Source organism: Achromobacter insuavis, from assembly GCF_902859645.1.
GTDB lineage: Bacteria > Pseudomonadota > Gammaproteobacteria > Burkholderiales > Burkholderiaceae_B > Achromobacter > Achromobacter insuavis.
The window spans coordinates 47,952-69,019 of the sequence record NZ_CADIJR010000027.1; the positions used below are offsets into that span (position 1 = coordinate 47,952).

Genomic DNA, 21,068 nt, shown 5'->3' on the forward strand with positions numbered 1-21,068 from the left:
CTAGTCTTTTTCCAGCGTCCGCAAGCGGCGGCGCAATTGCGCTAACTGTTGTATCACGGCGGCGTTGCGCTGCCATTCGCCATGTTCCGCATACGGGTACACCCCGGTATAGCGGCCAGGCTTGGAAATGTTGGACGTCACCGCGGTGCCGCCCGAAATGTGTACGTCGTCGCCCAGCGTCAGGTGCCCCGACAGCATGGCCGCGCCGCCGATGGTGCAGCGCTCGCCGATGGTGGTGGACCCCGCCACGCCGACGCACGCCGCGATCGCGGTGTAGGCGCCGATACGGCAGTTGTGGGCCACCATGATCTGATTGTCGAGCTTGACGCCGTTGCCCACGACGGTGTCTTCGAGCGCGCCGCGGTCGATGGTCGTATTGGCCCCGATTTCGACGTCGTCGCCCACCGACACCCCGCCCAGCTGGGGAATCTTGCCCCAGGCGCCCTTGCCCAGCGATGGATCCGGCGCGAAACCGAAACCGTCGGCGCCGAGCACCGCGCCGCTGTGGATGATGGCGCGCGCGCCGATCTTCACGCCTTCGTACAGCGTGACGTGCGCATGCAGACGGCTGTCCGGGCCGATCGAGGACCCGGCGCCGATGACACAGCTGGCACCCAGCACACTGCCGCGGCCGATGCGCGCACCCGATTCGATCACGCAATTCGGACCGATACGCACGTCTTCTTCGATGTGCGCGTCAGGCGCGACCACCGCCGAGGGATGCGTGGATGCAGGCAGGGCCGGACGCCGGGCGGCGTCGAACCACTGCGCCACGCGGGCGTACAGCAGATAGGGATGCTTGCAGACGACCAGCGTGAAGCGCGGCCGGTCGGCGCCGGCGGCTTCCAGCGTCTCGGCCACGTCGGCCGAGACGATCACCGCCCCCGCCTGGGTGGCGGCGAGCTGGCTCTGGTACTTGGGGTTGGCCAGGAAACTGATTTCCTGGCCGCTGGCCGAAGCCAGGGTGCCGATGCCGCAGACCCGCAAGGGGTCTGCGCCGGCGGGCGCGCTGATGCGCCAGTCCATGCCCTGGGTATTGGCGGCGCTCAACAGCGCTTCGAGCGTCGGCGCGCGGGCAAGATCCAGTAGAACCGGCATACGGCGACTGCAGCTTACTTGCCCAGGCTCTGGATCACCTTGTCGGTGATGTCGATGCGCGGGTTGACCGTGACGGCGTCCTGGATGATCAGGTCGTAGTTTTCCTGTTCAGCGATGCGCTTGATGGCCTCGTTGGCCTTCGTCACGATGCTGGAAAACTCTTCGTTGCGGCGACGGTTGAAGTCTTCCTGGAATTCGCGGCGCTTGCGCTGCAGGTCGGTATCCAGGTTCGACAGCTCGCGCTGACGCTTGACGCGGTCGGACTCGGACAGCACGGGCGCGTCCTTGTCGAATTTTTCGGCTTGCGAACGCAGGCTGGTGTTCAGGCGCTGCAGTTCGTCGTCACGCTTCTTGAATTCGGCTTCGATCTTGCTTTGCGCCGTCTTGGCCGGACCGGACTCACGCAGGATCCGCTCGGTATTGACGAAGCCGATCTTGGTGTTCTGAGCCTGAGCGGGCACCGCCGCGACGGAACCGAGAATGAGCGCACCCACCAGGGCAATGGAGCCGCCCAGCTTGCCACGACGATTAACGCGCGGCGAATTCGATGATTTAAGTGCGAAGTCAGACATCATGAAAATCTCACCTTCCAGTAAGGCAAAGCCAAAGTATGTATTGTGCCACTAAACGGCAAGGGAGCCGGACCAGGGGTCCTCTCCCTTGTTTTCAAGCGTAACGCCAGTGCTTAGAACCCGGTCCCGATCTGGAACTGGAAGCTCTGCTTGTCGTCGCCCGGCTTGGCATTGAGCGGACGCGCGTACGACAGCTGCAGCGGGCCCATCGGCGACTGCCACGACAGACCGATACCGGCCGAGAAACGCCAGCCGCAAGGATCGTCGACCTCGCTGCCCGGCTTGCCGTTGGTGCAAGACAGGCCGCTGCCCGCGCCCACCTGGCCCGCGTCGCTGAAGATGAACCAGCGCAGCGTGCGGTCCTTGGACGCGCCCGGGAACGGCAGGTACAGCTGCGCGTTCGCCACGATGCGGCGCGAACCGCCCAGGTAATCGCCCGTGACCGAGTCGCGCGGACCCAGCGACGAGCCTTCGTAGCCGCGCACCGTGCCGATACCGCCAGCGTACACGTCCTTGATGATCGGGTAGTCCTTGCCGCCGTAGCTCTGGCCCCAGTCGACCATGCCGTTCAGCGCCAGGGTGTACGAGCCGCCCAGCGGGATGAAGTACTGCTGCTGGCCGGTGAGCATGTAGTACTTCAGGTCGACCGTCGAGAAGTCGCTCTTGAGGCGGGTGTACGAACCCTTGGTCGGCGCCAGGGCGCTGTCGCGGGTGTCGTTGGACCAGCCGGCGGTGAAGATCACCGAGTTGGTCGAGTCGCCATACTGATTGACGAAGTTGCGGTAGGCCAGCGGCGAATTCGAGAACAGGTCGATCTGGTTGCGCTCGAGGTTGGCGCCCAGGAAGATCCGGTCGTATTCGGAGATCGGCACGCCGAAGTTCATGCCCAGGCCCATGGACTTGACGCGGTAGTCGCCGTCGTTGTTGTTCCAGGGCTCGGTCACGCGGTAGTACGCGGACGTGGTGCGGCTGATGCCGTCCTTGGTCCAGTACGGATCGGTGTGCGACAGCACGATCGCGCGGTTGGTCTTGCTGGTGTTCAACTGCAGCGTCAGGTTGGTGCCGCTGCCGAACACGTTGTCTTCGCTGATACCGGCGGACAGGATCGCTTTTTCAGACGAACCGTAACCCACGCCCAGGTTGATCATGCCGGTGGGCTTTTCCTTCACGTCGACGTTGACGTCGACCTGGTCGGGCGAACCCGGCACCGGATCGGTCTTGACGTTGACGTCGCTGAAGTAGCCCAGGCGGTCGACGCGGTCGCGCGAGGTCTTGATGTCCTTGGCGTCGTACCAGGCGGCTTCCTGCTGGCGCATTTCGCGGCGCACGACTTCGTCGCGCGTGCGGGTGTTGCCGCCGATCTGGATGCGGCGCACGTACACGCGGCGGCTCGGATCGACGTAGAACGTCAGGTCGGCCTCGTGCTTGGCGCGGTCCAGCTGCGGGTTCGGGTTGACGTTGGCGAACGCGTAGCCCAGCTCGCCCAGATAGTCGGTGATCGCCTTGGCCGAATCGTTGGCCTTGGCCGCCGAGAAGGTTTCGTCCGGCTTGATCTTGACCAGGTTGTTGATTTCCTTGTCCAGGCCGATCAGGTTGCCGGCCAGCTTGACGCTGCGCACTTTGTACGGCTCGCCTTCATGGACCGTGATGGTGATGCGGATGTCCTTGCGGTCGGGCGAGATCGTGACCTGGGGCGGCTCGACCGTGAATTCGAGGTAGCCGCGGTCCAGGTAGAACGAACGCAGGCGTTCGAGGTCGCCTTCGAGCTTTTCGCGCGAGTACTTGTCGGTATCGGTGTACCAGGTCAGCCAGCCCGGCGTGGTCAGCTTGAACTCGTCGAGCAGATCGCTTTCCGAGAAGGCCTTGTTGCCGACGAAGCGGATTTCCTGGATGCGGGCGACCGAGCCTTCGAACACGTCGAAGCTCACGCCGACGCGGTTGCGCGGCAGCGGCGTGACGGTGGAGGTGACCTCGACGCCGTACTTGCCCTTGGACAGGTACTGCTGCTTGAGTTCGTATTCGGCGCGCTCGAGCATCGAGCGGTCGAAAATGCGGCCTTCGGCGAAACCGACCTGCCCCAGCGATTTGGTAATGGCCTTGGAATCGAATTCGCGCATGCCGTTGAAATTCACGGATGCAATCGTCGGACGTTCCTGAACCACCACGACCACGACATTATTGTCGGTCTGGATCTGCACGTCGGTGAAAAACCCCGTGCCGTACAGGCGGCGGATCGCCTCGGTGGCCTCTTCCTCGGTGAATTTCTCACCGACCTTGACGGGCAGATAACCGAAGACGGTGCCGGCGTCGGTTCGCTGGATCCCTTCTACGCGGATATCCCGCACGACAAAAGGGTCGAAGGCGTGGGCCATGCCTGGCAGCAGCAATGCGGCGATCAGACTCGGCACTATGCCCGGCAGTACACCCTTTTTGTGATGAAACATCCGGCGAAAAGACATCCTTGAGTATCCTCGGTCGTGCAAATGGCGGGGGATTTTATGCTAATTGGCGCTTAAGTGAACAAGCGCGTGAAATCATTGAACAACGCAAGCCCCATCAGGCTTGCCAATAAACCAATGCCTGCGCGCTGTCCGATATCGATCCACCGTGCGGGCGGCGGACTGCCCCGCACAATTTCGACGAGATAGTACAGCAGATGGCCACCGTCCAGCATAGGAATGGGCAGCAAATTTAGTACGCCAAGGCTGATACTGATCAACGCGATATAGGCGATATACGCAACAATGCCGATCCGGGCGGTCTGGCCGGCATAATCGGCGATCGTGACCGGGCCGCTGACGTTGCGCCAGGAGACATCGCCCGTCACCATGCGACCCATCATGCGCAGCGAAAACAGGGCGGTGTCCCAGGTGCGGACGGCGCCGCGCCAGAGGCTGTCGAAGACGCCGTAGCGCACCGTCACCATGGGCACGTCGCCGCCCAGCTGGACGCCAAGCCGGCCGATGACCTGGCCATTGACCGTCTCGGCGCGCGGCGTGACGTTCAGGGAAACCTGGGCGCCATCGCGAACCAGCGTCAGCGCCAGCGTCTTGCCCGCGCTTTCCTGGATCTGCTTGACCAGGGCGCCGGTGTCCGGGGTAGGATGGCCGTCGACGGCCAGGATCAGGTCGCCCTGACGCAGTCCGGCGGCCTGCCCTTCGCCGCCATCGTTGACCACGCGCACGGCGGGCTTGGGCTGGGCCAGGCGGATGCCGGCGGCCAGCAGCGGATCGCCGCCGGCCGGATCCATGGCATTGGCCGGCAGGGTGACGTCACGCTGCTGCGAGGCGCCGCCGGGCGTGCCGACTTCGATCCGGGTCAGGCCGCCGGTGGCCATGACATCCATCAGGCGCCAGCGGGCGTCCGACCACGATGCGACTTCCTGACCGTCGATGGACAGAATGCGGTCGCCCGCGGCCAGGCCGGCGCGCGCGGCGGGCGTATCGGCGGCGGGCTGGGCGATGACGGCGACCGGCTCCTCGGTGCCCGCCATGTTCAGGCCGGCATACAGGAAGACCGCGAGGATGAGATTGAAAATGGGACCGGCGGCAACGATGGCGATGCGCTTGCCGACGGATTTGTTGTTGAACGCGCCCGCCGCTTCGGCGGGGCTGGCGCCGGCCGGGGCATCGTCCTGCATCTTGACGTAGCCGCCCAGGGGCAAGGCCGACAGGGCCCATTCGGTGCCATGGCGGTCGGTGCGGCGCAGGATCACCTTGCCGAAGCCGACCGAAAAGCGCAGCACCTTGACGCCGCACAACCGCGCCACCCAATAATGCCCCAATTCATGAAAAATGATCAGGGAGCCAAGCGCGACGGCAAAGGCCAGCAGGGTGAAAAGCATCGGGGTCAGGAAATCAAGGAATCAACGCAAGGGATCAATGGGGCGCGAGGGGCTTGCGCGGCCATCACGCCAGGCCGAGATTGCCGGCGTAAACGCGCGCGGCGGCATCCAGCGCCAGCACATCGTCAAGACTGTTGAGCGTAACAGATGATTGCCCCCCCTGCCACTCCAGGGTCGCCTCGATAACCCGCGGTATCCAGGTATACCCCAGGCGCCCCGACAGGAAGGCGTCCACCGCCACCTCATTGGCGGCGTTCAGGGCGATGCAGGCGCCCTGCCCGGCCCGCAAGGCGTCGAACGCCAGCGCCAGGCACGGGAAGCGCGCCAGATCGGGCTTTTCGAAGTCGAGCCGGCCCAGGCGGGTCAGGTCCAGCGCGCCCACGCCGCTGTCCAGCCGCTCGGGAAAGCCCAGGCCGTAGGCGATCGGCGTGCGCATGTCGGGCTGGCCCAGCTGCGCCAAGATCGAGCCGTCGTTGTACTCGACCATGGAGTGGATCACGCTCTGCGGATGCACCACCACCTCGATACGGTCGGCCGGCATGGCGAACAGCCAGTGCGCCTCGATCACCTCCAGGCCCTTGTTCAGCATGGTGGCGGAATCGACCGAGATCTTGCGGCCCATGCTCCAGTTCGGATGGGCGCAGGCCTGGTCCGGCGTCACCTCGTGCAGGTCCTCCAGGTCGCGGCCGCGGAACGGGCCGCCCGAGGCGGTCAGCAGCAGCCGGCGCACGCCCGGCGCCGGCGCGTCGGGCGCGGCGGCCCGGCCGCCATGCGGCAGACACTGAAAAATGGCATTGTGTTCACTGTCGATAGGCAGCAATTCGGCGCCGTTGTCGCGAATTGCCTGCATGAACAGCGAGCCAGCCGCGACCAGGGCTTCCTTGTTGGCCAGCAGCACCCGCTTGCCGGCGCGCGCCGCCGCCAGGGCCGCGGGCAAGCCGGCGGCGCCGACGATGGCGGCCATGACCGCGTCACATTGCGCATCGGCCGCGGTGTCGGCCAGGGCCTGGGCGCCGACGCGGATCTCGGGCGTCGCCTGGCCGGCCGGCCAGGCCGCCACGAACTTGTCGCGCGCCCGGGCGTCGGGCACCACAACCACCGCGGCGCGGCTGGCCAGCGCCTGCTCGGCCAGCCGTTCCATGCGGCTGTAGGCAGACAGGGCATACACCGCCAGGCGGTCCGGATGGCGCGCGATCACGTCCAGCGTGCTCTCGCCAATCGAGCCGGTCGATCCCAGCACCACGACGCGTTGAAAAGCCGTCAAAACAACACTCCAGACAAGATTAGCGCCAACGGCGCGACCGGCAGGATCGCGTCGATACGGTCATAGACCCCGCCGTGGCCCGGCAGCAGCGCGCTGGAATCCTTGCGGCCCGCGCGGCGCTTGAGCAACGACTCGAACAGGTCGCCGATGATGGACAACACCCCCAGCAGCGCCGCGATCGGCAGCGCCAGCCAGAACGACCAGTGCGCCACCAGCGCGTGGCCGAACGTGCCTTCCCACAAACTCGACAGGCCGATCCAGATGACCGCGCCCAGCACGCCGGCGACCGCGCCGGCCACGGTCTTGCCGGGGCTGACCCGCGGCGCCAGTTTACGCTTGCCGAACGCGCGGCCGGCGAAATAGGCGGCGATGTCGGCGACCCACACCAGGGCCAGCAGCGACACCACGAAGGCAGCGCCGCGCGCCATGAACATCTGCGCCAGCACCGCCCAGGCGGTGAACGCGGCCGGCACCGAAAACAGCGACCACGCCAGGCTTGCCGGCGCGGCGTCGGAACGGCCGCGCACCACCGCGGCGGTGGCGCCGAACAGCCACACCGCGGCGACCAGCGGCGCGGCGTAGCGCAGGATCCAGGACGGATCCGCGATGCCATCGCGCTGGCCCGACAGCCAGGCCGACGCCAGGGCCAGCATGGCCGCGAACAACAGGACGGGAATGCCCGCGGCGATCACGGGCGACGGCGGCTGCGGCAGCGTCAGGCGCAGCCACTCCCAATTGGCGCAGGCGGCCGCCAGCGCCAGCAGCGCCACGAACCACCAGGGATTGGCGCTCATCATCGCGGCCGCCAGGACGGCGAGCAGGACGATGGCGGTAACGATACGCTGGCCCAACATGGTGACGATCTCCTCGGGTCGGCCCACAGCCGCCGCGCGCGGGGCGCGGCGAGCCGCGGCCGGACTATTTTTCGCCGGTTTCGGTGAGCTGGGCGCTGGTGCGGCCGAAGCGGCGCTCGCGCGTCCGGTACCAGTCGAACGCCTGGCGCAGCTCGTCGGCGCCGAAATCCGGCCAGTAACGGTCGGTGAAGTAGAACTCCGCGTACGCCATCTGCCAGATCAGGAAATTGGAAATGCGCTGCTCGCCGCCGGTGCGGATGAACAGGTCGGGCTCGGGGGCCCAGGACATGGAAAGATGCCGCGCCAGCCGCGCCTCGTCGACCAGTTGCGGCTGCGTCGCCAGGGCGGGTTCGGCCGCCAGCATGGCGCGGGTGGCCTGCAGGATGTCCCAGCGGCCGCCATAGTTGGCCGCCACCGTGAGGTGCAGGCGATCATTGTGGGCGGTGCGGGCCTGGGCGGCGAAGATCAGTTCCTGCAGGCGCGGTTCGAACGCGGACAGGTCGCCGATGACGTGCAGGCGCACGCCCTGCTCTTCCAGCTTGCCGACTTCGCGCTCCAGCGCCTGCACGAACAGGCGCATCAGCAGCGACACTTCCTCGGCGGGCCGGCGCCAGTTCTCGGAACTGAAGGCGAACAGCGTCAGGTAACGCACGCCCGCCCGGCCGCAGGCCTCGACCACGCGGCGCACCGCCTGCACACCCTTGGCATGTCCGGCCGTGCGCGGCAACAGCCGCCGCGTCGCCCATCTGCCGTTGCCATCCATGATGATGGCCACGTGCTCCGGGATGTCGCGGGTATCGGGAACCGCCTGGGTAGAACTGGTTGCCATGGGTCTGGGGAGCGCCGTCGACCGGCGTAAAACAGGGAATACGGGGAAAAACCCGCGCCGTCGATCCACCGCTGCGTCAGTGTGCTGCGAAGCAATGGATAGGACGGCGCGAAGGCAAAAATCCTGGCGCCGGGGCGGCTTGCTGCCCGCTCCGGCTCTGCAAGGATTATACGGTCATGATTTCCGCTTCTTTTTGCGTGACCATCTTGTCGATGTCGGCCACGTTGCGGTCCGTCAGCTTCTGGACGTCGTCCTGGGCGCGACGCTCGTCGTCCTCGGAGATTTCCTTGTCCTTGACCAGCTTCTTGAGCGTGTCGTTGGCTTCACGACGCAGGTTGCGCACGGCCACCTTGGCATCCTCGCCTTCGCTGCGCACGACCTTGGTCAGGTCGCGGCGACGCTCTTCGGTCAGCGCCGGCATCGGCACGCGGATGCTGTCGCCCATCGACATGGGATTCAGGCCCAGGTCCGATTCGCGAATGGCCTTCTCGATCGCGGCGGCCATGCTCTTTTCGTAGGGCTGGACGCTGATGGTGCGCGCGTCGATCAGGTTCACGTTGCCGACCTGGCTGATCGGCACGGGCGAACCGTAGTACTCGACCTGCACGTGGTCCAGGATGCCGGTGTGGGCGCGGCCCGTGCGGATCTTGGCCAGGTTGGTCTTGAGCGTGTCAAGCGACTTGGCCATCCTGGCTTCGGCGGATTTGCGGATTTCTGCGACGCTCATGGATATTCCTTTTCTTTAAACGTGTACCAACGTGCCTTCGTCTTCGCCGCTGACGACGCGCTTGAGCGCGCCCGACTTATTGATCGAAAACACCTTGATCGGCAGCTTCTGGTCGCGGCACAGCGCGAACGCCGTGGCGTCCATGACTTCCAGGCGGCGGACGATGGCCTCGTCGAAGCTGATGCGCGCATAGCGCGTGGCGGAAGGATCCTTGTTGGGATCCGCGCTGTAGATGCCGTCGACCTTGGTGGCCTTCAGCACGATCTCCGCACCGATCTCGGCGCCACGCAGGGCGGCCGCGGTATCGGTCGTGAAGAACGGGTTGCCGGTGCCCGCGGCGAAGATGACGACCTTGCCTTCTTCGAGGTAACGCAGGGCCTTGGGGCGGATGTACGGTTCGACGACCTGGTCGATGTTCAGGGCCGATTGCACGCGGGTGTCGATACCCTTGTGCTTGAGCGCGTCCTGCAGGGCAAGCGCGTTCATGATGGTGGCCATCATGCCCATGTAGTCGGCGGTGGCGCGGTCCATGCCCTGCGCACCCGGGGCGACGCCACGGAAGATGTTGCCACCGCCGATGACGATGGCCAGCTCGACGCCGGTGGCGGCGACTTCGGCGATCTCATCGGTCATGCGGACGATGGTGGCGCGATTGATGCCGAATGCATCATCGCCCATCAGCGCCTCGCCGGAAAGTTTGAGAAGAACCCGTTTGTATGATCTGCTGCTCATAGGTGATATCCCGAAGAACAATCCGACGAAAGTTTAAGACAAGAAATAGGCCGGACTAGAATAATCTAGCGCCGGCCTCTAAGCACTACCCTGAGATCAGGCGCGGCCGGCGGCGGCGGCGGCAACCTCAGCGGCGAAGTCGCTGGTCTTCTTCTCGATACCTTCGCCGACGACGAACAGCACGAACTTGGTGATCGAGGCGCCCTTGGCCTTGAGCATCTGTTCGACGGTGTTCTTGTCGTCCTTGACGAACGGTTGCGACATCAGCGTCACTTCCTTCAGGAACTTCTGCACCGAGCCTTCGACCATCTTGGCGACGATTTCAGCCGGCTTGCCCGATTCGGCGGCCTTCTGCTCGGCGACCGAGCGTTCGGCGGCGATGTCGGCCGGGTTCACGCCGTCGGCGTTCAGGGCCTTCGGCTTGGTCGCGGCGATGTGCATCGCCAGGTCCTTGCCCACTTCCTCGGCGCCGGCGTATTCCACCAGCACGCCGATCTTGCCGCCGTGCACGTAGCTGGCCAGCGCGTTCGGGGTCTGGATGCGCTCGAAGCGGCGGATCGAGATGTTCTCGCCGATCTTGCCGATCAGGGCGGTGCGGGTCGATTCGATGGTGCCTTCGCCGTAGGGCAGCGCCGACAGGGCGGCCACATCGGCGGGGTTCTGCGTGGCGACCAGCTCGGCCAGCTTGTTGACGAAAGCGACGAAGTCGTCGTTCTTGGCAACGAAGTCGGTTTCGCAGTTCACTTCGATGACGGCGCCTTGCTTGGCGTCGGCCGAGATGAACAGGCCGATCAGGCCTTCGGCGGTGACGCGGGCGGCAGCCTTGCTGGCCTTGTTGCCCAGCTTGACGCGCAGGATTTCTTCAGCGCGGGCCAGGTCGCCTTCGGCTTCCGTCAGGGCCTTCTTGCACTCCATCATGGGCGCATCGGTCTTCTCGCGCAGTTCCTTGACCAGGGCGGCGGTAATTTCAGCCATGTTAGCTCCAAATTTTGCTAAGACATGCCCCGGCGGGCCGGGGCATTGGTGTGATTCGATGAGACGTCCGCAAGCTGCGGATGAGGAAGATGGGAGCCCACCTTCGCACTGCCGGCGAGGCGGGGGCACGCCGCATTCCGCGACCGCCCCCAGACACTAACCGCCGGACATGACAGCAGGCTTAGGCCTGGTTGTCCTGCACTTCGACGAACTCTTCCTGACCTTCACCGATTTCTTCGACCAGACCGTTCAGGTTCTGTTCGCGGCCTTCCAGCACGGCGTCGGCGATGCCCTTGGCGTACAGCGCGATGGCCTTGGCCGAGTCGTCGTTACCGGGGATCACGTAGTCGATGCCGTCGGGCGAGTGGTTGGTGTCAACCACGGCGACCACGGGGATGCCCAGGGTCTTGGCTTCGGCGATGGCGATCTTGTGGTAGCCGACGTCGATCACGAACATGGCATCGGGCAGGCCGTTCATGTCCTTGATGCCGCCGATCGACTTGTTCAGCTTGTCCAGTTCGCGCTGGAACAGCAGGCCTTCCTTCTTGATCATGCGCTCGGCGCCGCCTTCGGCGACCACGGCTTCCATGTCCTTCAGGCGCTTGACCGAGGTCTTGACCGTCTTGAAGTTGGTCAGCATGCCGCCGAGCCAGCGGGCGTCGACGAAGGGCATGCCGCAACGGGCGGCTTCGGCGGCGACCAGCTCGCGGGCAGCGCGCTTGGTGCCGACGAACAGGATGTTGCCACCGCGAGCAGCCAGCTGCTTCACGAACTTGGTGGCTTCCTGGTACTTATCAACCGTCTTTTCCAGGTTGATGATGTGAATCTTGTTGCGATGGCCGAAGATGAAGGGGGCCATCTTGGGGTTCCAGTAGCGGGTCTGGTGACCAAAGTGGACACCCGCTTCCAGCATTTCGCGCATCAAAGACATAACTTTCTCCAAGGGTTGATTTCTTGCGCCGCACCTGCATCAGCCTCTGGCTGACACCCTGGGTGGTGTTGCGCGCGATTTCCCGCACATGCGGGATAGATAACGATTTTAACCGGGCCGGCCGATCACTGCCGCAATACTCCGACGCTGCCGGGCGATTCGCCCCTCACGTCTCTTGCTACGCTGCCGCGATAAACCCAGACGGCCGCCACGACGAAGCGCCTTGCCCCGCCTGCACGCATCGCGCCGTCCGACCCGCCAGGAAATTCCTGGCAGTTTCTTCCAGCGCACCCGGACCTGTTTTGTTGGCAGCGAAATCCAGCTCTCTCGCGCCCTGGTTTCGCAACCATCGCGCGCATCAGTCGCCGGGGGCATTTCTTCAGGAAAGACAGGTTTTAAAAAACCGGGTTTTCCAAGAACTTAAGCCGGCAGCCGCCTTGAACCTGCATCGCTGCTCGAAAACATGACCGGGCTTGCGAGCACGCAGCGCCCCAGCCTGGAAGATGTACACGCCCCAACCTTCCCGGCCCGCCGCCCTCGCCCACCTGCCGCGCCGCCCCGCCTCCCGGAACCTGGCGACCGGCCCGAATTCCCACCACAACCTTCGCTTGCGATGAAACTCCAGAACCCGCCACCGATCTCACAAGATACGATGCGACCCGACACGCAGGGTCGAACAACCAACCGGGTGGCCAGGATGATTCCATCCCCACCCGCCGGGATCGGCGCTTGCCGCTACCCAGATTGCTCCCCAAAATTTTAGGGAAGCCTATAATTCTACTATTCTTTCAAGCAGACATTCAAGCGAGATCCGTCAGTCATTCCATGGGCACCATTACCAATCCGGCCGACCTGGCCAAGATGCGCGCGGCCTGCCAGGACGCCGCCAAAGTCCTCGATTTCATCACCCCCTACGTCAAGCCTGGCGTCACCACCGGGGAACTGGACCGCCTCTGCCTGGAATACCTGACCGACGAGCTCAAGGTGCAGTCCGCCACCGTCGGCTACGCCCCGCCCGGCTACCCGCCCTTCCCCGGCGCCATCTGCACCTCGGTCAACCACCAGGTCTGCCACGGCATCCCCGGCGACAAGGCCCTGAAAAACGGGGACTCCCTCAATATCGACGTCACCATCATCAAGGACGGCTGGTTCGGCGACACCAGCCGCATGTATCCGGTGGGCGAGCAGTCGATCCTGTCGCGCCGCCTGACCGACATCACCTTCGAGTGCATGTGGAAAGGCATCCAGCAGGTCAAAAACGGGGCCACACTGGGCGATATCGGCAACGCCATCCAGAAGCACGCCGAGGCCAATGGCTTTTCGGTGGTGCGCGAATTCTGCGGCCACGGCATCGGCCAGCGCTTCCACGAAGACCCGCAGGTGCTGCACTACGGCAAGCCGGGCACCGGCGTGAAATTGGTGACGGGTATGTTGTTCACCATCGAGCCGATGATCAACGCCGGCCGCCGCGAGATCCGCCAGCTGTCCGACGGCTGGACGGTCGTGACGCGCGACCACAGCCTGTCGGCCCAATGGGAGCATGCTGTCTGCGTCACCGACACCGGCTACGAGGTCCTGACCCTGTCGCCCGGCATGCCCAAGCCGCCCGCCTTCATCACCGAACCGATCGTCATCCCCGCCGTCTGACCGCCGGCCGCCCGCCACCATGACCGCCGACATCCTCAGCACCCTGCGCGAACGCATCCAGGAATCCCGGCGAGCCGCGGTGGCCCAGTTCCGCGAGCACGAACGCCCCGACACGCTGCTGGGCGAACTGCGCCGCATCGTCGACGCGGCGCTGCGCGACCTGGTCAAGCACTATCCCCTGCCGGCCGGCGCCACGCTGGCGGCGGTGGGCGGCTACGGCCGCGGCGAACTGTACCCGCACTCCGACGTCGACCTGCTGATCCTGCTGCCGCACGCCCCCACCGCCGAGGACGAGTCCGCCATCGAGCAGCTGGTCGCCTCGCTCTGGGACCTGGGCCTGGAGCCCGGCCACAGCGTGCGCACCATCGAGGACTGCGAGCGCGAGGCCGACGCCGACATCACGGTGGAAACCGCGCTGCTTGAATCGCGCTGGCTGGCCGGCAGCCGCACGCTGATGAAGAAGTTCGAGGCCGCCACCCAGTCGCGGCTGGACGCGCGCGCGTTCTTCCGCGCCAAGCGCGTCGAGATGCAGCAGCGCCACGCGCGCTACCAGGACACGCCCTACGCGCTCGAACCCAATTGCAAGGAATCGCCCGGCGGCCTGCGCGACCTGCAGGTGATCCTGTGGATGGCGCGCGCGGCCGGCTTCGGCGAGAACTGGCGCGCGGTGGCGCAGGCAGGCCTGCTGACCCCGTCCGAGGCGCGCGACCTGCGCAAGGCCGAACAGGCCTTCAAGCGCCTGCGCATCGAGCTGCACCTGCTGGCCCGGCGCCGCGAAGACCGCGTGCTGTTCGACCTGCAGCCGGCCCTGGCCGAGGTCTACCGCATCCACGCCACCGCCACGCGGCGCGGCAGCGAGCTGCTGATGCAACGCTACTACTGGGCCGCGCGCCTGGTGACGCAGCTCAACGGCATCCTGGTGCAGAACATCGAGGAACGCCTGTTCCCGCGCCCCGACAGCGACGCGCACGACATCGACGACGATTTCCGCAACCTGCGCGACCGTCTCGACATCATCCGCGACGACGGCTTCGAGCGGAACCCCACGCTGCTGCTGCGCGCCTTCCTGGTGATGCAGCAGCATCCCGAACTGACCGGCATGTCGGCGCGCACGCTGCGCGCCATCTGGCACTCGCGCCATCGCATCGACGCGCAGTTCCGCCGCAACCCGGTCAACCGCAAGCTGTTCCTGCAGATCCTGCAGCAGCCGCGCGGCATCGTGCACGAGCTGCGCCGCATGACCATGCTGAACATCCTGCCGCGCTACCTGCCGGTGTTCCGCCGCATCGTCGGCCAGATGCAGCACGACCTGTTCCACGCCTATACGGTGGACCAGCACACGCTGGCGGTGGTGCGCAACCTGCGCCGCTTCACCATGCCCGAGCATGCCCAGGAGTATCCGCTGGCCAGCCAGCTGATCGCCGGCCTGGACCGGCACTGGCTGTTGTACGTGGCGGCGCTGTTCCACGACATCGCCAAGGGCCGCGGCGGCGACCACTCCGAGCTGGGCGCGCGCGAGGTGCGCAAGTTCGCCCACGACCACGGCATGGAGCCGGAAGACGCCAGGCTGGTCGAATTCCTGGTGCGCCAGCACCTGCTGATGTCGGCCGTGGCGCAAAAGCGCGACCTGTCCGACCCCGCCGTGATCCAGGACTTCGCCGCCACGGTCAAGGACGAACGCCACCTGACCGCGCTCTACCTTCTGACCGTGGCCGACATCCGCGGCACCAGCCCCAAGGTCTGGAACGCCTGGAAAGGCAAGCTGCTCGAGGACCTGTACAAGCTGACGCTGGCGGCGCTGGGCGGCGCCCACGCCGACGCCCACACCGTGCTGACCGAACGCCGCGAGGAGGCCGCGCGCCTGACCCGCCTGGCCGGCCTGCGCGACGACGCCCGCGAGGCGTTCTGGAACCAGCTCGACGTGGCCTATTTCCTGCGCCACGACGCCTCCGACATCGCCTGGCACACGCGTCACCTGTATCACCAGGTGGCGCCGGCCCACGCGGTGGTGCGGGCCCGCCCCACCGAACAGGGCGAAGGCCTGCAGATCATGGTCTACACGCGCGACGTGCCCGACCTGTTCGTGGCCATCTGCGGCTACTTCGACGCCAAGTCGCTGTCGGTGCAGGACGCCCGCATCCACACCACGCGCCACGGCTGGGCGCTGGACAGCTTCATCGTGCTGCTGCCCGAGGGCGCCAGCGACCTGCGCGCGCAGGCCACGCTGGTCGAACACGAGCTGGCCGAACGCCTGAAGGACGCCAAGGCGGCCGCCCAGGCCCCCGCGACCCGCGGCGGCTACTACGGCCGCGGCCGCCAGTCGCGCATGTCGCGGGTGTTCCCGATCATGCCGCAGGCCGAGCTGCAGCCGGACGAGCGCAGCACCTCGTGGCGCCTGTCGGTCACCGCGACCGACCGCCCCGGCCTGCTGCACGCCCTGGCGCGGGTCTTCGCCGAGCATGAGGTGAACCTGCTGATGGCCAAGATCATGACGCTGGGCGACCGCGTGGAAGACGTCTTCATCGTCGATGGCGCGGCGCTGACGCGGCCGCGCAGCCAGATGCAGTTCGAGCGCGACATCCTCGATGCGCTGGCCGGCGACGAGGTCCGGCAACAGGCCGCCTGAAGCCGGACCCGCGGCCCATCGCCAGACAGCCGCCGACCGCATACAATCCGGTTTTCGGCTTGGCGATACCGTGCGATGGAGCTAAACGAATACCTGCGGGTGCTGGGGACCAGCTTCTTTTTCGCGCTGGCGACGCTGCTGCCGTTCCTGAATCCGCCGGCGATCGCGCCCATCTTCCTGTCCCTGACCGAAGGCGCCTCGTCCGCCACCCGCACGGTGCTGGCCAAGCGCGTCGCCGTCAACGTCGGCCTGATGCTCATCGTCGCCATGGTGGCCGGCAACGTGCTGCTGAGCTTCTTCGGCATCTCGCTGTCGATCGTGCGCGTGGGCGGCGGCATGCTGGTCATCGCCAGCGCCTGGCGCCTGGTGAATTCGCCCGACGCCGACACCGAGCGCGTGGCCCGCATGGCCGAATCGTTCACCCCTGAAATGGCCAAGGCGCGCGCCTTCTACCCCCTGACCTTCCCCATCAGTTGCGGCCCCGGCTCGATCGCCGCGGCCATCACCGTGGGCGTGTCGCTGCGCGACCAGAACCACGTGCTGAGCCTGCTGCGGCTGGGCGGCTCGATCCCCGGCATCGTGGTCGTTTCGCTGACTTTGTACGTCTGCCTGCGCTTCGCGGCGCAGATGCTGCACCGGCTGGGCGATAATGGCACCGCCGTGTTCATGCGCATGTCGGCCTTCATCATGCTGTGCCTGGGCGTGCAGATCTTCTGGGAAGGCTCGCGCGAACTGCTGCTCGGGGTATTGCAGCAGGTCATGCAACCAATTCCGATTCCCAAGGCCTAACGCCTGGCGGCCGGACTGGCCATCCCCCGGGGCCCCGCCCCGACGAACCCTTATCGTGCAACAACCATGACTTCTCGTTCCGAACGCCTGCTCCGCCTGATCGCCCTTTTCAGCTTCGGCGCGGTCGGCATCGCCCTGATTTCCCAGTACGTCTTCGACATGCCGCCGTGCGCCTGGTGCGTGATGCAGCGCCTGATCTACCTGGTGATCGGCGTCATCGCCCTGATCGGCGGCTTCGGCGGCGGCCGCGCATTGACGCGCGTCTGCGCCGGCCTGGCGGGCCTGCTGTCGCTCAGCGGCATCGCCGCCGCCTGGTACCAGTACACCGTGGCCGCCAAGATGCTGTCGTGCGACCAGACCTTCGCCGACCGCTTCATGACCGGCATCGGCCTGGACGGCAGCGTGCCGTGGCTGTTCGGCATCTACGCCACCTGCATGGACGCGGTGGTGCCGGTTCTGGGCATCGAATACGCCCTGTGGAGCCTGGCGCTGTTCGTGATCCTGCTGTTCATGGCCCTGCCCGCGGCATTCGGCCGCGGCCGCGCCGCCTGAGCGGTCCATTCCGCGGTTGGACGACATCCACGCCGAGCGCCTGCGCGCGCTGGTCCGACGCCATGCGCCGCTGATGCGCTGGCTGCATGCCGCGCGTGACGGCGGCGCGGCCGACTGGTGCCTGGGCGCGGGCGTCATCCGCACCCTGGTGTGGAACCACCTGCACGACCTGCCGCCGGACAGCCACGCGCCAGCGGACGTGGACTTCGTCTACTTCGACGACACCGACCTGACGGCGGCGCACGAGGCCGCCATCACGCGCCGCCTGCAGGCCGCCGCGCCGCAGGCGCCCTGGGAAGTCGTCAACCAGGCGCGAGTCCACCTGTGGCGCCGCGACGGCGGCATCGCGCCGCCCCCGGCCTTGTCGCTGGCGGCGGGCATCGCCACCTGGCCCGAGACCGCCACCTGTATCGGCGTGTCGCTCGACGCCGATGACCGCCTGCGCATCCTTGCGCCGCACGGCCTGGACGACCTGTTCGGCCTGGTGCTGCGGCCCAGCCCCGGACTGCGCGATCCCGCGCTCTACGCGCAACGGCTGCTGGCCAAGCGCTACACCGACAAATGGCCGCGCCTGCGGGTGCAGCCCTCCTCGCTTTCCTGACGCCATGAAATACCTGACCGGTTATCCGGAACCCCTGCTGACGCAGGCCCGCACGCTGCTCGACCAGGGCAAGCTGGGGCCGGCGCTGCGGGCCCGCTATCCCGCCGGCGCGCATGCCGTGCGCACCGACAAGGCGCTGTACGACTACGTGGTGGACCTGAAGAACACCTACATCCGCAACGGCGCGCCGCTCAGCAAGATCGCCTTCGACAGCAAGATCCACGTGATCCAGCACGCGCTGGGCCAGCACACCTTCATCTCGCGGGTCCAGGGCGGCAAGCTCAAGGCCAAGCACGAGATCCGCGTCGCCACGCTGTTCAAGACGGTGCCGGAGGAGTTCCTGAAGATGATCACGGTGCACGAACTGGCGCACCTGAAGGAGAAGGACCACAACAAGGCCTTCTACAACCTGTGCCGGCTGATGGAGCCGCAGTATCACCAGTATGAATTCGACCTGCGGCTGTACCTGACCCATCTGGAGGCCAGCGGCGACAGCCTGTGGTGACAGGCGCCGGCCGATAAAAAAAGCCGCTCCCGAGGGAGCGGCTTTTTCATGGCGCGAACCGGACTCAGGCGTCGTTGGCCGCGTAGCCCATGTTGAACTGCAGGCCGCTGGCGCCTTCGCCGTCGCCGGACTCCGCGCGCGACTGGCCCAGGCGGGCCAGGTATTCGGCGGTGATGTCGCCGGTGACGTATTCGCCATCGAAGCACGAAGCCTCGAAGCGCGACAGCTTGGGATTGATGTCGCGCACGGCCTGCTGCATGTCGTGCAGGTCCTGGTAGATCAGGCTGTCGGCGCCGATCGCGCGGGCGATTTCCTCGTCGCTGCGGCCGGTGGCGATCAGTTCGCTCTGCGTCGGCATGTCGATGCCGTAGACGTTGGGGAAACGCACCGGAGGCGCGGCCGAGGCGAAGTACACCTTGTTGGCGCCGGCGGCGCGCGCCATGTCGACGATCTCGCGGCTGGTGGTGCCGCGCACGATGGAGTCGTCCACCAGCAGCACGTTCTTGCCCTTGAACTCCATGCCGATGGCGTTGAGCTTCTGGCGCACCGATTTACGGCGCACGGCCTGGCCGGGCATGATGAAGGTGCGGCCGACGTAGCGGTTCTTGATCAGGCCTTCGCGGTAGTCCAGGTTCAGGCGGGCGGCCAGCTGCATGGCGGCCGGACGCGAGGAATCGGGGATCGGCATGACCACGTCGATATCGCCCAGGCGCATGTTGCGCGCGACCTTGTCGGCCAGGTATTCACCCATGCGCAGGCGCGCGTCGTACACCGACACGCCGTCGATCAGCGAATCAGGACGGGCGAAGTAGACGTATTCGAAGATGCAGGGCACCAGCTGCGGATTGTCGGCGCACTGGCGGCTGACGAAACGGCCGTCCAGGTCGACGAACACCGCTTCGCCCGGCTCGACGTCGCGCACGAAGGCGAAGCCGCTGCCTTCCAGGGCCACGGATTCCGAGGCCACCATCCACTCGACGCCTTCGTCGGTTTCCTGGCGGCCGATGCACAGCGGACGGATGCCGTTGGGATCGCGGAACGCCAGCAGGCCGTAACCGGAAATCTGCGCCACCACGGCGTAGGCGCCGCGCACGCGCTTGTGCACGGCGGCAACGGCGCGGAACATGGCGTCGTCATCGAGCGACACACCGCTGGCGGCCGATTGCAGCTCGTGGGCCAGCACGTTCAGCAGCACTTCCGAGTCGGAATTGGTGTTGATGTGGCGGCGGTCGACGCGGTAGAGCGACTCACGCAGCTCGCGCCAGTTGGTCAGGTTGCCGTTGTGGGCGAACATGATGCCGAACGGGGCGTTGACGTAGAACGGCTGGGCCTCTTCCTCGCTGGCGCTGGAGCCGGCGGTGGGATAGCGGACCTGGCCGACGCCCGAGGTGCCCGGCAGGGCACGCATGTTGCGCGTGCGGAATACGTCGCGCACCAGGCCGTGCGCCTTGTACATATTGAACTGGTTGCCTTGCGACGTCGCAATGCCCGCGGCATCCTGCCCGCGATGCTGCAACAGCAGCAAGCTGTCATAGAGCAGCTGGTTGACCGGCCCGCGCCCGATGACCCCTACGATTCCACACATGGTGAGATTTCCTGGTTGATGTGAAGCTAATCAATACGGCAGCCACGTCGCCAGGGACGGCGGCAGCCACGTCTTGATATGTTTGATGGCCTCGATGGCCGAATGCGAAAACATGGCGTCCTTCCACCACGGCTCTTGTGGCAGCGGCGTGTAGCCCGCGGCGGCGACCAGCGCCAGCACGATGAGCAGCCCCCGGGCCAGTCCGAACATGCCGCCCAGGCCGTGATCGGCCGGGCTCAGCCCGGTGCTGCGGATCAAGGCGGCAAGCGTCATGTTGACCAACCCCACGCCGAGCAGCACGATAATGAAAACCACCGCGTACGAAACTCCCATGCGCAGCAGCGTCGTCTCGATATAGGGCTCCAGCCAGGTATAGACCGTGGGGCCCCACCAGATCGCGGCCACGAAAGCCAGCAGGTACGCAACCAGCGACAGCACTTCCTTGAGCAGGCCGCGCACCAGGCCCAGCACACCCGATACCACCAGGATGGCCAGCACGACGAAGTCGAAGCCGGTCACTACTGGGCGGCAATGAAACCGTTGTCATAACCCAGGGTGCGCAACCGCGCCTGGGCCGCCTGCGCCGCCTCGCGCGAGGGGAACGGCCCCACCCGCAGACGGTACTGCTGCTTGCCTCCGATGGAAGCCTGCTCGACGAATGCATTGGTGACGCCGGCCTGGTGCAGTTTGTCGCGCCGCGACTGAGCGTCCTCGGACGTGGTGTAGGCGGCGATCTGCAGCACGAAATTACCCTTGGCGGCCTGCGGCTTGGGCGCCGGCGTGGCGGCGGGCGCGGAACGGCCTTCGAGCAACGCCAGGGCGCGGGCGCCGTCGTCCGAACGGGTCTCGGGCTTGGGCGTGGCCGGCTTGGGCTCGGGCTTGGGTTCCGGCTTGGGCGGCGGCGTGCGCGGCGGCGTCACGGTCGCGGGCGGCGTGG

The 21,068-nt window shown here is 66.3% G+C and carries 20 protein-coding genes; 6 read left to right on the forward strand and 14 right to left on the reverse strand.

Features of this window, described 5'->3' with window-relative positions; genetic code table 11:
- From lpxD to rpsB, 11 genes are all read right to left on the reverse strand, one after another.
- The gene (gene lpxD, locus H0523_RS15500) at positions 1 to 1,098 is read right to left on the reverse strand and encodes a UDP-3-O-(3-hydroxymyristoyl)glucosamine N-acyltransferase (RefSeq protein WP_054431138.1); all 1,098 of its coding nucleotides are present in this window, start codon (positions 1,096 to 1,098) and stop codon (positions 1 to 3) included.
- 14 nt (positions 1,099 to 1,112) lie between these two features.
- A complete protein-coding gene (locus H0523_RS15505) occupies positions 1,113 to 1,673 on the reverse strand; it encodes an OmpH/Skp family outer membrane protein (protein ID WP_035360323.1) in 561 nt (186 codons plus the stop codon).
- A gap of 110 nt (positions 1,674 to 1,783) precedes the next feature.
- Positions 1,784 to 4,129 carry an outer membrane protein assembly factor BamA gene (gene bamA / locus H0523_RS15510; protein ID WP_054431137.1) on the reverse strand — a complete coding sequence of 782 codons (2,346 nt, stop codon included), beginning with the start codon at positions 4,127 to 4,129 and terminating at the stop codon, positions 1,784 to 1,786.
- 53 nt (positions 4,130 to 4,182) lie between these two features.
- Entirely contained in the window at positions 4,183 to 5,514 is a 1,332-nt protein-coding gene (gene rseP, locus H0523_RS15515) for an RIP metalloprotease RseP (RefSeq protein ID WP_054431136.1), read from the reverse strand.
- 64 nt (positions 5,515 to 5,578) lie between these two features.
- Complete coding sequence (locus tag H0523_RS15520; protein WP_054460750.1) at positions 5,579 to 6,778, reverse strand: 1-deoxy-D-xylulose-5-phosphate reductoisomerase; 1,200 nt, start codon at positions 6,776 to 6,778, stop codon at positions 5,579 to 5,581.
- Positions 6,775 to 7,632: a phosphatidate cytidylyltransferase gene (locus tag H0523_RS15525; RefSeq protein WP_054431135.1), complete on the reverse strand. Its 858-nt coding sequence runs from the start codon at positions 7,630 to 7,632 to the stop codon at positions 6,775 to 6,777. Before H0523_RS15525 ends, H0523_RS15520 begins: the two co-directional genes overlap by 4 nt.
- Positions 7,633 to 7,696: 64 nt before the next feature.
- Positions 7,697 to 8,461, reverse strand: a complete 765-nt coding sequence (uppS, locus tag H0523_RS15530; RefSeq protein WP_054431134.1) for a polyprenyl diphosphate synthase — start codon at positions 8,459 to 8,461, stop codon at positions 7,697 to 7,699.
- A gap of 166 nt (positions 8,462 to 8,627) precedes the next feature.
- Positions 8,628 to 9,188, reverse strand: coding sequence for a ribosome recycling factor (gene frr / locus H0523_RS15535; RefSeq protein ID WP_054431133.1), 561 nt, complete (start codon positions 9,186 to 9,188; stop codon positions 8,628 to 8,630).
- A 15-nt stretch (positions 9,189 to 9,203) separates the two neighbouring features.
- Positions 9,204 to 9,920, reverse strand: a complete 717-nt coding sequence (gene pyrH, locus H0523_RS15540; protein ID WP_006394495.1) for a UMP kinase — start codon at positions 9,918 to 9,920, stop codon at positions 9,204 to 9,206.
- 96 nt (positions 9,921 to 10,016) lie between these two features.
- Positions 10,017 to 10,895: a translation elongation factor Ts gene (gene tsf / locus H0523_RS15545; RefSeq protein WP_006394494.1), complete on the reverse strand. Its 879-nt coding sequence runs from the start codon at positions 10,893 to 10,895 to the stop codon at positions 10,017 to 10,019.
- 181 nt (positions 10,896 to 11,076) lie between these two features.
- A complete protein-coding gene (gene rpsB, locus H0523_RS15550) occupies positions 11,077 to 11,826 on the reverse strand; it encodes a 30S ribosomal protein S2 (protein ID WP_006394493.1) in 750 nt (249 codons plus the stop codon).
- A gap of 825 nt (positions 11,827 to 12,651) precedes the next feature.
- Here rpsB and map point away from each other — a divergent pair.
- From map to H0523_RS15580, 6 genes are all read left to right on the forward strand, one after another.
- Positions 12,652 to 13,473: a type I methionyl aminopeptidase gene (gene map / locus H0523_RS15555; RefSeq protein ID WP_054460753.1), complete on the forward strand. Its 822-nt coding sequence runs from the start codon at positions 12,652 to 12,654 to the stop codon at positions 13,471 to 13,473.
- A 19-nt stretch (positions 13,474 to 13,492) separates the two neighbouring features.
- Positions 13,493 to 16,099, forward strand: coding sequence for a [protein-PII] uridylyltransferase (locus H0523_RS15560; RefSeq protein WP_054431131.1), 2,607 nt, complete (start codon positions 13,493 to 13,495; stop codon positions 16,097 to 16,099).
- A gap of 75 nt (positions 16,100 to 16,174) precedes the next feature.
- Positions 16,175 to 16,888 carry a MarC family protein gene (locus H0523_RS15565; RefSeq protein ID WP_054431130.1) on the forward strand — a complete coding sequence of 238 codons (714 nt, stop codon included), beginning with the start codon at positions 16,175 to 16,177 and terminating at the stop codon, positions 16,886 to 16,888.
- Positions 16,889 to 16,954: 66 nt separating this feature from the next.
- Positions 16,955 to 17,440 (forward strand): disulfide bond formation protein B, encoded by a 486-nt coding sequence (locus H0523_RS15570; protein ID WP_054431129.1) that lies wholly within the window; start codon positions 16,955 to 16,957, stop codon positions 17,438 to 17,440.
- Positions 17,441 to 17,456: 16 nt separating this feature from the next.
- Complete coding sequence (locus H0523_RS15575; RefSeq protein ID WP_054431128.1) at positions 17,457 to 18,041, forward strand: nucleotidyltransferase family protein; 585 nt, start codon at positions 17,457 to 17,459, stop codon at positions 18,039 to 18,041.
- Between the two features lie 4 nt (positions 18,042 to 18,045).
- Positions 18,046 to 18,546, forward strand: a complete 501-nt coding sequence (locus tag H0523_RS15580; protein ID WP_054431127.1) for a M48 metallopeptidase family protein — start codon at positions 18,046 to 18,048, stop codon at positions 18,544 to 18,546.
- A 64-nt stretch (positions 18,547 to 18,610) separates the two neighbouring features.
- Here H0523_RS15580 and purF read toward each other — a convergent pair whose 3' ends face one another.
- The 3 genes from purF to H0523_RS15595 all read right to left on the reverse strand — a co-directional run.
- Complete coding sequence (purF, locus tag H0523_RS15585; protein WP_054431126.1) at positions 18,611 to 20,131, reverse strand: amidophosphoribosyltransferase; 1,521 nt, start codon at positions 20,129 to 20,131, stop codon at positions 18,611 to 18,613.
- A 30-nt stretch (positions 20,132 to 20,161) separates the two neighbouring features.
- Positions 20,162 to 20,650, reverse strand: a complete 489-nt coding sequence (locus H0523_RS15590) for a CvpA family protein (protein WP_006394480.1) — start codon at positions 20,648 to 20,650, stop codon at positions 20,162 to 20,164.
- Positions 20,650 to 21,068, reverse strand: a 419-nt coding sequence (locus tag H0523_RS15595) for an SPOR domain-containing protein (RefSeq protein WP_180180086.1), incomplete at its 5' end; no start/stop codon positions are given. The genes H0523_RS15595 and H0523_RS15590, both read right to left, overlap by 1 nt.

What these genes read in the sequence shown, in the direction of transcription:
- bamA (WP_054431137.1), bottom strand. Translation starts at nt 4,129, where the DNA reads ATGTCTTTTCGCCGGATGTTTCATCACAAAAAGGGTGTACTGCCGGGC.
- lpxD (WP_054431138.1), bottom strand. Translation starts at nt 1,098, where the DNA reads ATGCCGGTTCTACTGGATCTTGCCCGCGCGCCGACGCTCGAAGCGCTG.
- rseP (WP_054431136.1), bottom strand. Translation starts at nt 5,514, where the DNA reads ATGCTTTTCACCCTGCTGGCCTTTGCCGTCGCGCTTGGCTCCCTGATC.
- H0523_RS15525 (WP_054431135.1), bottom strand. Translation starts at nt 7,632, where the DNA reads ATGTTGGGCCAGCGTATCGTTACCGCCATCGTCCTGCTCGCCGTCCTG.
- H0523_RS15505 (WP_035360323.1), bottom strand. Translation starts at nt 1,673, where the DNA reads ATGATGTCTGACTTCGCACTTAAATCATCGAATTCGCCGCGCGTTAAT.
- H0523_RS15570 (WP_054431129.1), top strand. Translation starts at nt 16,955, where the DNA reads ATGACTTCTCGTTCCGAACGCCTGCTCCGCCTGATCGCCCTTTTCAGC.
- purF (WP_054431126.1), bottom strand. Translation starts at nt 20,131, where the DNA reads ATGTGTGGAATCGTAGGGGTCATCGGGCGCGGGCCGGTCAACCAGCTG.
- map (WP_054460753.1), top strand. Translation starts at nt 12,652, where the DNA reads ATGGGCACCATTACCAATCCGGCCGACCTGGCCAAGATGCGCGCGGCC.
- tsf (WP_006394494.1), bottom strand. Translation starts at nt 10,895, where the DNA reads ATGGCTGAAATTACCGCCGCCCTGGTCAAGGAACTGCGCGAGAAGACC.
- frr (WP_054431133.1), bottom strand. Translation starts at nt 9,188, where the DNA reads ATGAGCGTCGCAGAAATCCGCAAATCCGCCGAAGCCAGGATGGCCAAG.
- H0523_RS15565 (WP_054431130.1), top strand. Translation starts at nt 16,175, where the DNA reads ATGGAGCTAAACGAATACCTGCGGGTGCTGGGGACCAGCTTCTTTTTC.
- pyrH (WP_006394495.1), bottom strand. Translation starts at nt 9,920, where the DNA reads ATGAGCAGCAGATCATACAAACGGGTTCTTCTCAAACTTTCCGGCGAG.
- rpsB (WP_006394493.1), bottom strand. Translation starts at nt 11,826, where the DNA reads ATGTCTTTGATGCGCGAAATGCTGGAAGCGGGTGTCCACTTTGGTCAC.
- H0523_RS15560 (WP_054431131.1), top strand. Translation starts at nt 13,493, where the DNA reads ATGACCGCCGACATCCTCAGCACCCTGCGCGAACGCATCCAGGAATCC.
- H0523_RS15580 (WP_054431127.1), top strand. Translation starts at nt 18,046, where the DNA reads ATGAAATACCTGACCGGTTATCCGGAACCCCTGCTGACGCAGGCCCGC.
- uppS (WP_054431134.1), bottom strand. Translation starts at nt 8,461, where the DNA reads ATGGCAACCAGTTCTACCCAGGCGGTTCCCGATACCCGCGACATCCCG.